Source organism: Streptomyces regalis (genome assembly GCF_001509475.1).
GTDB lineage: Bacteria > Actinomycetota > Actinomycetes > Streptomycetales > Streptomycetaceae > Streptomyces > Streptomyces regalis.
In genome coordinates this window covers 34,080-49,757 of sequence record NZ_LLZG01000036.1, presented here as the reverse complement: position 1 = coordinate 49,757, position 15,678 = coordinate 34,080, and the positions used below count along the sequence as shown (strand labels likewise).

3 protein-coding genes are annotated in these 15,678 nt (G+C 74.0%); all 3 read left to right on the top strand.

All coding sequences use genetic code 11. The annotated features are described in order from the left end of the window. Nucleotides 1-23: 23 nt before the first annotated feature. The 3 genes from ADL12_RS07570 to ADL12_RS07560 are packed head-to-tail and all read left to right on the top strand — an operon-like array spanning nucleotide 24 to nucleotide 15,675. Nucleotides 24-9,167, top strand: coding sequence for a non-ribosomal peptide synthetase (locus ADL12_RS07570; protein ID WP_062699875.1), 9,144 nt, complete (start codon nucleotides 24-26; stop codon nucleotides 9,165-9,167). Beyond that, nucleotides 9,164-14,566, top strand: coding sequence for a non-ribosomal peptide synthetase (locus tag ADL12_RS07565; RefSeq protein WP_063806628.1), 5,403 nt, complete (start codon nucleotides 9,164-9,166; stop codon nucleotides 14,564-14,566). Before ADL12_RS07570 ends, ADL12_RS07565 begins: the two co-directional genes overlap by 4 nt. Further along, nucleotides 14,563-15,675 (top strand): saccharopine dehydrogenase NADP-binding domain-containing protein, encoded by a 1,113-nt coding sequence (locus tag ADL12_RS07560; RefSeq protein ID WP_062699871.1) that lies wholly within the window; start codon nucleotides 14,563-14,565, stop codon nucleotides 15,673-15,675. The genes ADL12_RS07565 and ADL12_RS07560 overlap by 4 nt, the downstream gene beginning before the upstream one ends. Nucleotides 15,676-15,678 lie beyond the last annotated feature (3 nt).

The following is a 15,678-nucleotide window of genomic DNA, read 5'->3' as shown; positions in this document are numbered from 1 at the left end:
ATGCCATCGAGGCTGGTGACGCAGTGTCAGAACCCGATCTTCTGCGGACGATCCACCCCCTGCTCGCGGACTGGCTCGGCCCCGACGCCGAGCGGGTCGGCCCTGACGACAACCTCATCGAGCAGGGCCTGGACTCCATCCGCCTGATGACCGTGTCCGCGGCTCTGCGCCGCGCGGGCATACGGCTGACCTTCGCGGAGCTCGCCCGCACCCCCACGCTGCATGCGTGGGAGGAACTGCTGGCCGAGCGATGTCCGAGCGCCGACAGCCGGACTCAGGACCGGACTCAGGAACCGCCCGAGCGCCCCCCGGCCGATGACGAGACCTCCCCCTTCGACCTGGCCCTGATGCAGCACGCCTACTGGGTGGGCCGCGGCGAGGAGCACGAACTCGGGGGCGTGGCCGCGCACTTCTACAACGAGTTCGACGGCGAGGGCGTCGACCCGCAGCGCCTGGAGCGTGCCGTACGCGCCCTGCTCGCCCGGCACGCCCAGCTGCGGGCGGTGTTCGGGGACGACGGCCGTCAGCACACCCCGGCCGCCTCCGCCTGGCCGGGGCTGCGCGTGCACGACCTGCGCGCGCTGCCCGAGGACGAGGCGGACCGCCGGCTGGCGGAGCTGCGGGACACGTTGTCGCACCGCATGCTGCGGGTCGGCGCGGGCGAGGTCTGCGACGTGCAGCTGTCGCTGCTGCCGGGCGGCCGAACGCGCACGCACCTCAATCTCGACATGCTGGCCGCCGACGCGCTCAGCCTGCGCGTCCTCCTCGCCGACCTCGCGGCTCTCTACGACGGTACGGAACAACTCCCGCCCATCGGCTACAGCTACCGCCGCTACCTCGCCGACCGTGCCGCCTCCGCCGAGCGGGAGCGCGACCGCAGCCGGGACGCGGCCTGGTGGGCGGCCCGGCTGCCGGACCTGCCGGGCGCGCCCGCACTGCCCGTCCTCCAGGAGCCGGTCCGACCCCGGGTCACCCGCCGCCACCACTGGCTGCCGCCCGAGGCCCGCGACGCCCTGTTCGCCCGCGCCCACCGGCACGGTGTCACCCCGGCGATGGCCCTGGCTTCCGCGTACGCCGAGGTGCTCGCGGCCTGGAGCGCCGAGCACCGCTTCCTGCTGAACGTGCCGCTGTTCGACCGCGAGCCGCTGCATGCCGACGTACCGCTGCTCGTGGGCGACTTCACCGGGTCGGTGCTGCTCACCGCCGACGTGTCCGGCCGGCAGGTGTTCCAGGAACGGGCCCGGGGTGTGCAGGAACGGTTCCTCGAGGACGCCGCGCACGCCTCGTACTCCGGTGTCGAGGTGCTGCGCGACCTGAACCGGGCCCAGCACGGCGGCGGGCGGGTGCTCGCGCCGGTGGTGTTCACCAGCGCCCTCAACCTGGGCGAGCTGTTCTCCGAGGACGTGCGCGTCTGCTTCGGGCGGCCGGTGTGGATCATCTCGCAGGGGCCGCAGGTGTGGCTGGACGCCCAGGTCACCGAGCTCGACGGCGGTCTGCTCGTGAACTGGGACGCCCTGGAGCAGGCGTTCCCCGAGGACATGCTGGACGCGATGTTCGCCGCGTACCGCACGCTGGTGGACTCCCTCGCCGAGTCCGACGCTCCCTGGGACGCGCCCGTCCCGGACCTGCTGCCCGAGAGCCAGCGGGAGGCACGCGCGCGTGCCAACGCCACCGACGGTCCGCGCAGCGGGCTGCTGCTGCACGAGGACTTCCTGGACCGCGCCGAGCGCACCCCGGACCGGCCCGCGCTGCTGTGGGGCACCGACGGCTGCCTCACCTACGGCGAACTCGCCGACCGGGCCCGGCGGATCGCCGCCGCGCTCGCCGCGCACGCCGTCGGTCCCGGCGACCGGGTCGCCGTCTGCCTGCCCAAGGGGCCGGACCAGATCGTCGCCGTGCTTGGCGTCCTGACCGCGGGCGCGGCCTACGTGCCCATCGGGCGTGACCATCCGCCGGCCCGCCGCGACCGTGTGCTGACCCGGGCGGAAACCCGGGTCGCCTTCGTCACCGAGGACACCGAGGACACGGCGAAGCTGCCCGAGGGGGTGGTGGCCCTGACGGTGGCGGACGCGTTGGCGCACGAACCGGTCAAGGAGCCGGTCGCGGTGCCGGAGGACGACCCGGCGTACATCCTGTTCACCTCCGGCTCCACGGGCGAGCCGAAGGGCGTCGTCGTACCGCACCGCGCGGCGCGCAACACGGTCGACGACCTCGACGAGCGGTTCGGTGTGGGCGGCGACGACCGGACGTTCGCGCTGTCCGCGCTCGACTTCGACCTCTCGGTGTACGACCTGTTCGGGCCGCTGTCCGTCGGCGGCGCGGTCGTGCTCGTGCGGGAGGAGGACCGGCGGGACGCGGCGCGCTGGCACGCGCTGATGGCCCGGCACGGCGTCACCGTCCTCAACTGTGTGCCGTCCGTGCTGGACATGCTGCTCAGCACCGCAGGGGAGGGACTCGCGGCGCTGCGGCTGGTGCTGCTGGGCGGTGACTGGGTGGGCGTAGACCTGCCCGGGCGGCTGGCGGCGCGCGCGCCGGACTGCCGGTTCGTGGCGCTGGGCGGTACGACGGAGACCGCGATCCATTCCACGGTGTGCGAGGTGGCCGGCGCCGCGGTGCCCGAGGACTGGACGGCGGTGCCGTACGGGACGCCGCTGCGCAACGTGCGGTGCCGGGTCGTCGATGCCCGGGGCCGGGACTGTCCCGACTGGGTGCCCGGCGAGTTGTGGATCGGCGGGGCCGGGGTGGCCGACGGCTATCTCGGCGATCCGGAGCGCACCGCCGACCGGTTCGTCCGGCACGACGGGCTGCGCTGGTACCGCACGGGCGACCTCGCCCGCTACCGGCCCGGCGGCACCGTCGAGTTCCTGGGCCGGGCCGACTCGCAGGTGAAGCTGCGCGGCCACCGGGTGGAACTGGGCGAGGTGGAGGCGGCTGTTGAGCGGGCGCCGGGTGTGGGGCGTGCGGTCGCGGCCGTCGTCGGCGAGGCGGACGGAGCAGCGCGGGCACTGGTGGCGGCGTACGCGCCCGCGCTCGGCGAGGTGTCGAGCCGGAACAACGGGATCACTCCGCAGGTCGTGGCCGCACGGCCGGATCCGTTGGAGAGCGATGTCGTCGCGCACGTCATCGGCCGGGTTCTCGACGGCGAAATGCGTCACGCCGAGTCCATGCACGGTCTTGTGCACCTGTGGCGGGACTGGCTGAACCGCCGTCCACGGCCGGTCGACGCGCAGCGTCTGGCCGAGCGCGTCGCCGGAACCCGCCTCGAACCCGTGCTCTCCCGTCTGACCGAGCGGATCCCGGACCTGCGGGCCATGCTCACGGGCGAGCGCGATCCACTGGAGCTCCTCGACGACCCCGTTCTCGCCCCGGAAGCGGCGCTCGATGCGCTGCCCGCCAGTGCGGAAGCCGCCGCGGACTGCGCGGAGGCACTGCGCGCGCTCGCCGCGGAGCCGGGCCGGGGTGGTGTGCTGCGAGTCGCGGTCGTCGGGGCGCGTGGCGGGCTGGGAGTCCTGCGTGTGGCAGGGCAACTACCGGCAGAAACCGTGCAGTTGACGCTGCTCGACACCTCTGCCGGACTACTGGAGCAAGCCCGCGTACGGCTCGCCGGCCTGCCGCACGACGTGCGGTACCAGGCCCTGCCGGACGGTGCGCTGCCCGAGGAGCTGCCCGGCGGGTTCGACGCCGTACTCGCCCTCGGCGCGCTGCACGCCTTCGACGACCCGGCCTCCGGAGTCGCCCAGGCGGCGGCGCTGCTGACGCCCGGTGGCGTCCTGCTCGCTGTGGAACAGGGGGGTCTGCCGCCGCTGGGTCTGATCTGCGCCGCGCTGCCCACGCGGGGGTTCGCGAACGCGGACCAGGCCCGCCGCGCGGCCGGCAGCCCGCTGCTGCCGCCGTCGGCCTGGGAGCAGTTGCTGCGCGGCCATGGATTCGGCGAGGTGGGCACGTCGGTACGCGACCAGGAGCCCGCGCTGCTGATCCGCGCGGTCCGCGACCCGGACGCCCTGCCCTGCGACACCGACCGCGTGCGTGCCTTCGCCACTGACCAGGTGCCGTCGTACATGGTCCCCGACCGGCTGGTCCTGCTGCCGGTCATGCCGCTCACCGCGAACGGCAAGGTCGACCGGCGCGCGGTGCGCGAACTCCTCGCCCGGCACGTCTCGTCCGCACGGGAAGGCATACGGCAGGGCACACCGCCCAGGCCGGGTGTCGAGGAACTGGTCGCCGAGGTGTGGCGGGACCTCCTCGGCTCCCGTGGCGTGCACCGCGAGGACGACTTCTTCGCGCTCGGCGGCGACAGTCTGCTCGCCACGCGGATGCTGCACCGCCTCGGCGAACGCGGGGTGCGTGGTGCCCGCATCGCCGACCTGTTCACCAGCCCCGTACTGAAGGACTATGCCGCGACGCTCACCCTGGACACGGAGCAGCCGACCGCGCTGACGCTCGTACCGGACCCGGAGCACGCGCACGACCCCTTCCCGACGACCGACGTGCAGCGCGCCTACTGGCTGGGCCGGGCCGAGGAGATGCGGCTCGGCGGGGTCGGGTCGCACTACTACTCGGAGTTCGACGGCACCGACGTGGACCTGCCGCGGCTGGAAGCGGCCTGGCGCCGGCTGGTCGTACGGCACCCGATGCTGCGGGCCGTCTTCGACGAGGACGGACGGCAACGCGTGCTCACCGACGCCGAGGTGCCGGACTTCACCATCCCGGTCCGGGACGGCGAGGAACATCTCGCCGCGCTGCGCGAGGAGATGTCCCACCAGGTCCTCGACCCCGCCCGCTGGCCACTGTTCGACGTCCGGGCCGTGCGGTACGGGCAGGGCCGGACGCGGCTCGGCGTGAGCCTCGACAACATCGTCCTCGACGGCCTCAGCATGATGACCGTGTTCACCGAGCTGGGCGTGCTGTACGCCGACCCGGACGCCGAACTCCCGCCCGTGGAGCCGACGTTCCGCGACTACCTCGCCTCCGTACGCCCCGCACCCGAGACGGTCGCCGCCGACCAGGCGTACTGGCGCGACCGGCTGCCCGAGCTGCCGCCGGCGCCCCGGCTTCCGCTGCAACGCGACCCTGCCACGCTGGGCCGCCCCCGCTTCACGCGCACCTCGGGGCAGCTGAGCGCCGACCGCTGGCGGCGTCTGAAGGAACACGCCCGCGAGCACGGCGTCACCCCCTCCACCCTGTTGCTGGCGGCCTACTCGGAGGTGCTCGGCACCTGGAGCGAGAGCCCCGAACTCACTGTCAACCTCACCCTGTTCGACCGGCAGGAGATCCACCCGGACATCAACCGGGTCCTCGGTGACTTCACCTCACTGCTGCTCGCCGCCCACCGGCCGCGGCCCGGCGAGGACTGGCTGACCCGCGTGCGCGGGCTCCAGGAGCAGTTGTGGCGCGACCTCGACCACCGTTCGGTCTCCGCGGTGTGGGTGATGCGGGAACTGGCCCGGGCGCGCGGCGAGCGGGAGGCGGCCGTGCCGGTGGTGTTCACGAGTGCGCTCGGTGTGGACGACGGCGTGTCCATGGACGCGCCCGACGGGTTCCCGCCCCGCGTGTGGGGTGTCAGCCAGACCCCGCAGGTCTGGCTCGACCTCCAGGTCTACGAGGGCCGGGACGGGGTGCTGCGCCATCAGTGGGACGCCGTGCGGGAGCTGTTCCCCGAGGGACTGGTGGAGACCATGTCCGCCGCCTTCGACGAGCTGCTGGGTCACCTGTGCGACAGCGACTGGCGGCTGCCTCGGCCGGCCCTGCTGCCCGACGGACAGCGTGCGGTCCGCGAGCGGGTCAACGCCACGGGGAAGCCCGGCGGCGAACGCGCCCTGCACCTGCCGTTCTTCGAGCGGGCCGCCGCCGAGCCCGACTCCCCCGCCCTGCTCTGGGGCGACGACGGTGTGCTGTCCCGAGGCGAACTGCGCGAGCGGGCGCTGTGCATCGCCGCCGCGCTGGCGGCACGCGGGGTCGAACCCGGTGACACGGTCGCCGTGTCGCTGCCCAAGGGGCCCGAGCAGATCACCGCCGTACTCGGGGTGCTCGCCGCCGGGGCCGCGTACGTCCCGGTCGGCGCCGACCAGCCGCCGGTGCGGCGCGAGCGGATGCTCAAGGCGTCGCGGGCTCGGTGCGTACTCGACGTGGAGTTCCTCGCCGAACCGCTGCCCGCCCCGCTGGCGCAACCCGTGGCCACCGACCCGGACTCCTGCGCGTACGTGATCTTCACGTCGGGTTCCACCGGTGAGCCCAAGGGCGTCGAGCTCACCCACCGGGCCGCCGCCAACACCGTCGAGGACATCAACGAGCGGCACGGCATCGGCCCCGGCGACCGGGTCCTGGCGGTCTCCGCGCTCGACTTCGACCTTTCCGTGTACGACATCTTCGGACTGCTCGGCGCGGGCGGCGCGCTCGTCCTGGTCGCCGAGGAGGAGCGCAGGGACGCCCAGCGGTGGCGCGATCTGGCGGCACGGCACGGTGTCACCGTCTGGAACTCCGTACCGATGCTGCTGGACATGCTGCTCACCGCGTCGGCGGGGCAGGCACCGCCCACGCTCAGGCTCGCCATGGTCTCGGGCGACTGGGTGCCGCTGGACCTGCACGCGCGCCTGTCCTCCGGGGGTGGCTGCCGGCTCATCGCCATGGGCGGTGCCACCGAGGCCGCCATCTGGTCCAACGCCTACGACGCCACCCGTGGCGCACCGGAGGGCTGGCCGTCGGTGCCGTACGGGACGCCGTTGCGCGGACAGCGGTTCCGGGTAGTGGGTCCGCAGGGCGAGGACTGCCCGGACTGGGTGCCGGGCGAGCTGTGGATCGGCGGAGCCGGGGTGGCCACCGGATACCGGGGCGATCCCGAGCGCACCGCCGACCGGTTCGTGACCGAGGGCGGGGAGCGCTGGTATCGCACCGGCGACCTGGGCCGATACCGACCCGACGGGCTCCTGGAGTTCCTGGGGCGGCGCGACCACCAGCTGAAGATCCGCGGCCATCGCACCGAACTCGGGGAGGTCGACGCGGCGCTGCACGCACAGCCGGAGATCGCCCGTGCGGTCACCGTGGCGACCGGGCCACGGGGACAGCAACGGCTGACCGCGTTCGTGGTACCGGAAGGCACGCTCGACCTGGTGGAGGTGGAGCGCCGTCTCGCCGACCACCTGCCCGCGCACGCGGTGCCCTCCGCACTCGTGCCCCTGCCCGATGGGCTGCCTCTGACCGCCAACGGCAAGGTCGACCGTGCCGCGCTCACCGAGCACGCGGCCGGACTCGGGGTGTCGTCCGGCGGGACACGGCAGCCGACCGGCCTGGTCGAGGAGCTGGTCGCCGCAGCGTGGCGGGACCTGCTGGGGGCCGAACAGGTCGGCAGGGACGACGAGTTCTTCGCACTCGGCGGCGACAGCCTGCTCGCCACGCGCCTCGTGGCCCGGCTGCGCGAGGCCGGGGTGCGCGGCGCCCGTATCGCGGCGCTGTTCACCCACCCGGTGCTCAAGGACTACGCCGTCACCCTGGCCCTGGGCACCGAGAAGCCCGCCACGCCGGTCCTGGTGAGCGATCCGGCGCACGCGCACGAGCCGTTCGAGGCGACCGACGTGCAGCGGGCGTACTGGATCGGGCGGACCGCGCAGCTCGACCTGGGCGGGGTCGGCTCGCACTACTACAGCGAGACCGACGAGGAGTACGTCGACATCGCCGGGCTGGAGCGGGCCTGGCGGCGGCTCATCGCCCGCCACCCGATGCTGCGGGCCGTCTTCGACGAGGACGGGCGCCAGCGCGTGCTCACCGACGCCGAGGTGCCGGACTTCACCATCCCGGTCCGGGACGGCGAGGAACATCTCGCCACCCTGCGCGAGGAGATGTCCCACCAGGTCCTCGACCCCGCCCGCTGTCCACTGTTCGACGTCCGGGCCGTGCACTACACGGCGCCGGACGGCGAGCGCCGGACCCGGATCGGGATCAGCCTCGACAACCTGCTACTCGACGGCCTCAGCATGATGATCGTCTTCACCGAACTGCGGCAGCTGCGGGACGACCTGGACGCCGAACTCCCGTCGGTGGACGTGACGTTCCGGGACTATCTCGCCTCCGCCCGGCCGCCGGACGGCACGCTGGCGGCCGACCAGGAGTACTGGCGCGAACGGCTCCCCTCGCTGCCCGCGGCGCCCCGGCTGCCGCTGCTGCGCGAGCCGTCGGCGGTCGGGCGCCCATGCTTCGAGCGACGCGCCACGCATCTGCCGTACGACAGATGGGAGCGCGTGAAGGACCGTGCCCGGGCCTACGGCATCACGCCCTCCGTGCTGCTGCTCGCCGTGTACGCCGAGGCGCTCGGCGAGCACGCCGACAGCCCCGAACTCACCGTCAACCTCACCCTGTTCGACCGGCAGGAGATCCACCCGGACATCAACCGGATCGCCGGTGACTTCACTTCGCTGCTGCTGGCCGCCCACCATCCGCGGGCGGGCGAGTCCTGGCTCGCGCGACTGCGGGGGTTGCAGGCCCACCTGTGGACCGACCTCGACCACCGGGCGGTCTCGGCGGTGTGGGTGATGCGGCAGCTCGCCCAGCAGCGCGGCCCCGGTCAGGCGGCCATGCCGGTGGTGTTCACCAGCGCGCTCGGCATCGACGACGAGCGGGCCCGGCTGCTGACCCCGCCGTACTGGTCGGTGTCCCAGACCCCGCAGGTCTGGCTCGACCACCAGGTGCTGGAGGACGCCGAGGGGCTGCGGCTGACTTGGGACGCGGTGACCGGGCTGCTGCCGGGCGACCTGCCCGAGTCGCTGATGTCCCGTCAACTTGCCTTGCTGGAAGAGCTGTCCTCGGCCGACGACTGGGACGCGTTGACCCTCATCACGGGTCTGCGGGCAGGAGAACAGTCCGCCGTTCCCGTGACGACGGCCGCCGAGGCCGACGCCGGCGGCCCGCCGCGCGGCACCACCGAGGAACTCGTCGCCGAGCTCTGGTCGGAGCTGCTGCCCGACACCCCGCTCGCGGGCCGCGAGCAGGGCTTCTTCGCGGCCGGCGGCGACAGCCTGCTCGCCACCCGCCTCATCGCGCGGCTGCGCGAACGCACCGGCGTGGAGGTCCCGCTGCGGGAGTTCTTCGCCACCCCGTCCGTGGCCGCGCTCGCCGCCGCCGTGGACGACATCACCGACCGCACCACTGATCAGAACTGGGAAGAGGGGGAACTGTGAGCGCCGCCGAGCTGGTGTCGGAACTGGCCGCCGCTGGGGTCGAGTTGTGGGAGGAGGACGGCCGTATCCGTTTCCGGGCGCCGCAGGGCGCCCTCACCGAGGAGCTGCGTGAGCGGCTGCGCGCCGACCGCGACGCCGTACTCGCCCATCTGCGCGACCCCTTCGCCGAGCCCCTGGTGCCCGACCCGGACGGGCAGTACCTGCCGTTCCCGCTGACGGAGGTGCAGTCCTCGTATCTGCTGGGCCGCACCGACGCCTTCCCGTACGGCGGGATCGGGTGCCACGCCTACCTGGAGTACGAGCTGCCGGGCAGCGTCGCCCCCGAGCGGGCCGCCGGCGCGTGGCGGGCGCTCGTCGAGCGGCATGACGCGCTGCGCACCGTGTATCACCCGGACGGGCAGCAGGTGCTCAAGGACCTGCCTCCGTACGAGATTCCCGTGGCCGGGGCCGAGCAGGCGGAGCGGATCCGCGGGGAGCTGGCGCAGCGCACGTACGACCCGGCTGCCTGGCCGCTGTTCGACGTGCGGCTCACGCACTCCCCCGAGCGGCTGCTCGTGCACCTCTCCGTCGACCTGCTCGTCACGGACTTCTCCGGAGTTCAGCAACTGCTGGGCGAACTGGAGCAGTTGTGCCTCGAGCCCGACCGGGCACTGGAGCCCGTGCCGGTGTCCTTCCGCGATCACGTGCTCGCCGAGCGGCGGCTGCACGACAGCGCGCGCTGGGCCCGTGACCGGGCCTACTGGCTGGACCGGCTCGATGATCTGCCGCCCGCACCCGAACTCCCCGTGCTGAGTGAGGAGTCGGGCGCAGGCGTGCGGTTCCGGCGGCTGGCCGACCGGCTGACCGTGGAGGAGTCGGCGGCTCTGCGGCGCCGGGCCGCCGGACGCGACCTGACCGTGTCCACCGTGCTGCTCGCCGCGTACGCCGAGGTGATCGGCCGGTGGAGCGCCAAGCCGCGCCTCACGCTCAACCTGCCGGTGTTCGCCAAGCGCCCGGTGCACCCCGACATCGGCCGGGTCGTGGGCGACTTCACGTCTGTGACGCTGCTGGCCGTCGAGCCCGAGGCCGAGAAGGGCTTCGCGGACCGGGCCCGCGTGCTCGGCGGGCGGCTCTTCGAGGACCTCGACCACGGGCTGTACTCGGGCGTGGAGGTGCTGAGGGAGGCGGCCCGCCGCTCGGATCGGCAGGCGCTGATGCCGGTCGTGTTCACGAGCACCCTTCAGGGCACCGAGGTGCCGGCCACGGGCCCCGGCAGGGTCGTGTACGGCGTGACGCAGACGCCGCAGGTGTGGATCGACTGCCAGGTGATGGAGTCGGGCGGGGAGATCCTGCTGGGCTGGGACGTGCGGGAGGGCGTCCTGCCGGAGGGGGTCGCCGACGACGCGTACGGGGCGTTCGCTTCTCTTGTACGGGACTTGGCCGTCTCCGACGCTCCGTGGGACAGCACCGATCCGGTGCGGCTGCCCCAGGCGCAGACGGACCGGCACGCGGAGGTCAACGCCACCACGCGGCCCTTGCCCGAAGGGCTGCTGCACGAGCGGGTGTTCGCCGCGGCCGTCGCGCACGCCGACCGCCCGGCGGTCATCGCACCCGACCGCAGGCTCACGTACGCCGAACTCGCCGGGTACGCCCACGCGGTGGCCGCCCGGCTGCGGGAGGCCGGGGTCACGCCGGGCGACCGGGTCGCGATCGTGATGGACAAGGGCTGGGAGCAGGTCCCGGCCGTGCTCGGCGCGTTGGCCGCGGGCTGCGTGTACGTGCCGGTGGACACCGTCCACCCGTCCGCGCGCCGCGCGAAGGTGCTGGCCTCCAGTGGGGCGGTCGCCGTGCTCACGCAGGCGCGGGTCGACGGCTCGTACGAGCTGCCGACGATCGCCGTCGACGCGCTTGAGCCGTCGGAGGTGGTGGAGTCGCGGCCCGTGGACCCCGACCAGGCGGCGTACATCATCTACACCTCCGGGTCGACCGGTGAGCCCAAGGGCGTCGTGGTCTCCCACCGGGCCGCGCTCAACACGGTCGCCGACATCGACGAGCGGTTCGGCGTGGACTGCGGCGACCGGGTTCTCGGGCTCGCCCAGCTGGGCTTCGACCTGTCCGTCTACGACCTGTTCGGTCCCCTCGCGCACGGCGGCGCGGTCGTCCTGCCGGATGCGGAGCGCCGTGGCGACCCCTCGCACTGGGCCGACCTCGCGGCCCGCCACCGGGTGACCCTGTGGAACTCCGTGCCCGCACAGCTCCAGATGCTGTACGACTACCTGGCCTCCGGCGCCGGTGCGGCCGACGTGGCAGGACTGTCCGGGCTGCGGCTCGGGCTGCTGTCCGGCGACTGGATCCCCGTACGCCTGCCGGACCGGGTGCGGGAGCTGCTGCCGGGGCTGCGGCTGATCAGCCTGGGCGGGGCGACGGAGGCGGCGATCTGGTCCATCCACCACCCGATCGAGCAGCCCGTCGACCCGGACCGGCCGAGCATCCTGTACGGCAGGCCGCTCGCCAACCAGACCTTCCACGTCCTGGACGAGGCACTGCGCCCCCGGCCTGACTGGGTGCCGGGAGAGCTGTGCATCGGGGGCAGCGGCCTGGCGCTCGGCTACCACAGGGACCCGGAGACGACGGCACGGCGGTTCGTCACCCATCCCGTCACCGGGGAGCGGCTGTACCGCACCGGTGACCTGGGCCGGTGGCTGCCCAGTGGGGACATCGAGTTCCTGGGGCGCGAGGACGGGCAGGTCAAGATTCGCGGCCATCGCATCGAACTCGCCGAGATCGAAGCCGCGTTGACGGGCCTTCCGGCGGTCGGCGGGGCGGCCGTGCTCGCCGTCGGCGACGATCCGCTGCAGCGCCGGCTGGTGGCCTTCGCGGAACCGGCGCGCGTCGCCTCGGTCGTTGAGGCGGGCGAGGCCGCCATGGCACGCCGGGCCCGACTGGCGGCCGACGCGTTCGAGGTGGCCGAGCCGGAGCGGATCGCCGAGTTCGCCAGGCTGCTGGACGAGGCGTCGCTGGCGTCCATGCTCGACGCGCTGCGCGCCCGCGGCCTGTTCGGGGAGCCCGAGGCCGCCCACACCGCGGACGAGGTGGCGCAGGCGGCGGCCGCACCGCGCCATCACCGCGTGATCCGGCGCTGGCTGCGCGTGCTGCACGACGAGGGGCTCCTGGACCTCGGCGCAGGTCGTTACCGGCTCGCGGGTGACGCGCCCTCGGCCGCTGCGGCGTGGGACCGGGTCGCCGCCGTATGGAGCGACGAGCTCGGGCCGACCGACCTGCTGGCCTATCTGCGCGCCAACGCGGACCAGTTGGGCGCCCTGATGGAGGACCGGGTCGCCGCCGTCGACCTGCTCTTCCCCGGCGCCCGGATGGAAACCGCCGACGCGGCCTACCGCGAGAACGTCATGTCCGCCTACCTCAACCGTGTCGTCGCCGAGGCCCTGTGCACGGCGGCCGAGGAACGGGCAGCGTCCGGCCGGCCGTTGCGCGTGCTGGAGGTGGGCGCCGGAACGGGGGCGAGTACGGCAGGGGCGCTGGCCGCGCTGGACGGGACGCCGGTGGAGTGGCTGTTCACCGATGTGAGCCCGTTCTTCCTGGACAAGGCGCGCGAGCGGTTCGGGCCCGACCCGAGGCTGCGGTACGGGCTGTACGACGTGGACCGTGATCCGGTCGAGCAGGGGCTGGTCCCGAACTCGTTCGACGCGGTGGTGTGCGCGGGCGTGCTCAACAACGCCCGTGACACGGCGGCGGCGCTCGCCGCGCTGCGCTCGCTTCTCGTGCCCGGCGGACTGCTGCTGGTCACCGAGCCGACCCGGGAGCACTACGAGATCCTGATCTCGCAGGCGTTCATGATGACCGAGGCGGAGGACCTGCGGCGCGCGGACGACACGGACGACACGGACGCCACCTTCGTCACCCGCGAGCAGTGGCTGCGCCTCTTCGCCGAGGCCGACGGCAAGAACGCGCTCTGCCTGCCCCAGGAAGGCCACCCGCTCGAGCCGCTGGGCCAGCATGTCTTCGCCGTGCGGTTCAAGACCGACCGGGCCCTCGTGGACCCGGCGGACGCCCTCGACCAGCTCGCGACGCGGCTGCCGGTCTACATGCTGCCCGCCGCGCTGCACGTCCTCGACGCGCTCCCGCTCACGCCCAACGGCAAGGTGGACCGCAAGGCTCTCGTGGCCCGGGCGGCCGTCACGGTCGCAGGGCAGGACACGGCCACTGTGGAGGAAACCGCCTCGCCCGCCGACGAGTTGGAGGAGCGGCTGGCGACGGTGGCCGCGGCGGCACTCGGTGTCGCCGCCGTACCCCGGGACCGCAGCCTGTTCGACCTGGGCGCGGACTCTCTGCTCCTCGCCCAGCTGTCTGCGCGGCTGATCGAGGAGGTGCCGCAGGCGGCGGACCAGCAGTTCGACACCCTGCTGCGGGAACTCCTCAACCGCCCGACGGTCGCCGACCTGGCCCGCCATCTGCGTGGGACGGACGACGCGGAGGCCGGTACGGGCGAGGCGAGTGCGCTGCTGCCCCTCGGCGACGCACCGGACGGCGGGGTCCTGCATGTGCTGGTGCACGAAGGCATCGGCACCATGGCGCCGTACCGCGACCTCGCGGCCCGGCTCACCGCGTACGGGCCGCTCGTCGGTCTGGCCGTCGGCGATGTCGAGGCGTGCACGGAGATTCCGGCGGAGGAGTTCGTGGAGCGGCTCGCGGCCGAGCACGTACGGCGATTGACCGCGACCGGTGCCGACCGGTTCCGGCTCACCGGGTACTGCCTGGGCGGCCAGCTCGCCACCGAGATCGCCCGGCAGCTCACCGAGGGCGGGGCGCACGTCGACCGGCTGACGGTGGTCAGCAGCAGCCCGCCCGCCTTCGTGTGCGAGGACGAGCTGCTGATCGAGCACGCCTTCGCACGGGTGCTCGGCGCGGACCCGGCGGCGGCCGGATACCCGGACGACGAGGAGGAGCTGGGGGCGGCGCTGCGGGCCGTCCTCGACACCACCCCCGGCCGGGTGCCGGCCGGGGCCTTCGCCGCCCTGTGCGGTGAGCCGCGCCTGGAGGCGGTGGCCCGCCGCATGCGCTCCCTGGCCGAGGTACCCCAGCCGGAGCGGCTCGCGGCGATCGCCCGCACCTTGGGTGGGGACGGGGATGCCGCCCACGTGCCGGGCCTGTACCGGGTGTTCCGGCACGCCTTCGCCGCCGCGTCGCTGCACACCACCCAGCCGTACGCGGGCGACATCACCCTCGTACAGCCGCGGGGGCGGCTGCGGTTCCTCGCGGGCTTCGGGCAGGAGGCGGACGAGCTGTGGCGTGAGGTGTGCCTCGGTGATCTGACGGTGTTCGACGTCGACGGCGACCACTTCAGCTGCCTGCGCGCGCCGCACGTCGACCAGGTGGCCGCGGCTGCCGGAGGCACACCGTGAACCGAGGCCGTACCGCGCCGGTCGCGGTGGGCGTGGTCGGGGCGGCCGGGGCGGTGGGCCGGGCCGTGCTGGACGAGTTGCTGCGGCTCGGGGTCGGGCCGGTGCGGGCGGCGGTGCGTCGCCCGCCCGGCCGGGCCCTGCCCGCGGGGGTCGGGCTGTGGCCGGATCCAGTGGACGTGACCGACGCGCGGGCCCTCGCCGCGTTCTGCGCCGAGTGCCGTGTCGTCGTCAACGCCACCGGGCCGGTCCGGGCCGTGGGGCACCGTGTGGCGGCCGCGGCTCTCGGGGCGGGTGCGGACCTGGTCGACGTGAACGACACGGCCGAGCTGTCCGAACCGCCGCCGTACGAGCGGCTGTTGCGGTGGCGGACGGCGGTGATCGGGGCGGGGCTGATGCCCGGGCTGGCGGGGCTGCTGCCGGGGCTTCTCACCGAAGGCTGGGAGGACAAGGGCGGCACACTCACCGTGCGCATCGGCGGGCTCCCCCACTTCCCGCCCGCCGCGGCCCGGGACTTCATGGACCGGCTCGCCCGGCCGGGCGGCGAGGTGACGGCCGTCTGGCGCGACGGGCGCCGAGTGCCGGGGGCACTCGCTGTGGAGCGGGAGGCGAGGCTGCCGTACTTCCCCGGGGACGTGACGGCGATCCCGTACCTCACCGAGGAGGCCGTGGCCGTCGCCCGTCGATACGGGCTCGGCGAGGTGCGCTGGTACACGGTGTTCGGCGGCGAGCACACCCGCGCGGTTCTCGACCGCTATCGCGCGGGACTGGCGCCGGGCGGCCGGGCCGTGGACGAAGCGGCGGACGAGCTGTCGCGCGCCACGCTCACCGATCTCGCGGGCCGCGCGCCGTACCAGGCCGTGACCTGCGAGCTGGACGGGCGCGCGCTCGTCCTCACCGGCACCGACTCTTCGGCCCTCACCGGAACCACCGCCGCCCACGCGGCACTGGCCGTGCTGGGCGGTGAACTCCCGCCCGGGCAGCTGCACTTCGCCGAACTCCCCGATCCGGCGCGCCTCACCCGGCGTATCGCCCAGGCCCCTGCCGTGACCGGGCTGCGGCTGCTGGACGGGCCGCTCGCCGAACTCCCCCTGGAAGAAGGAATCCTGTGACTC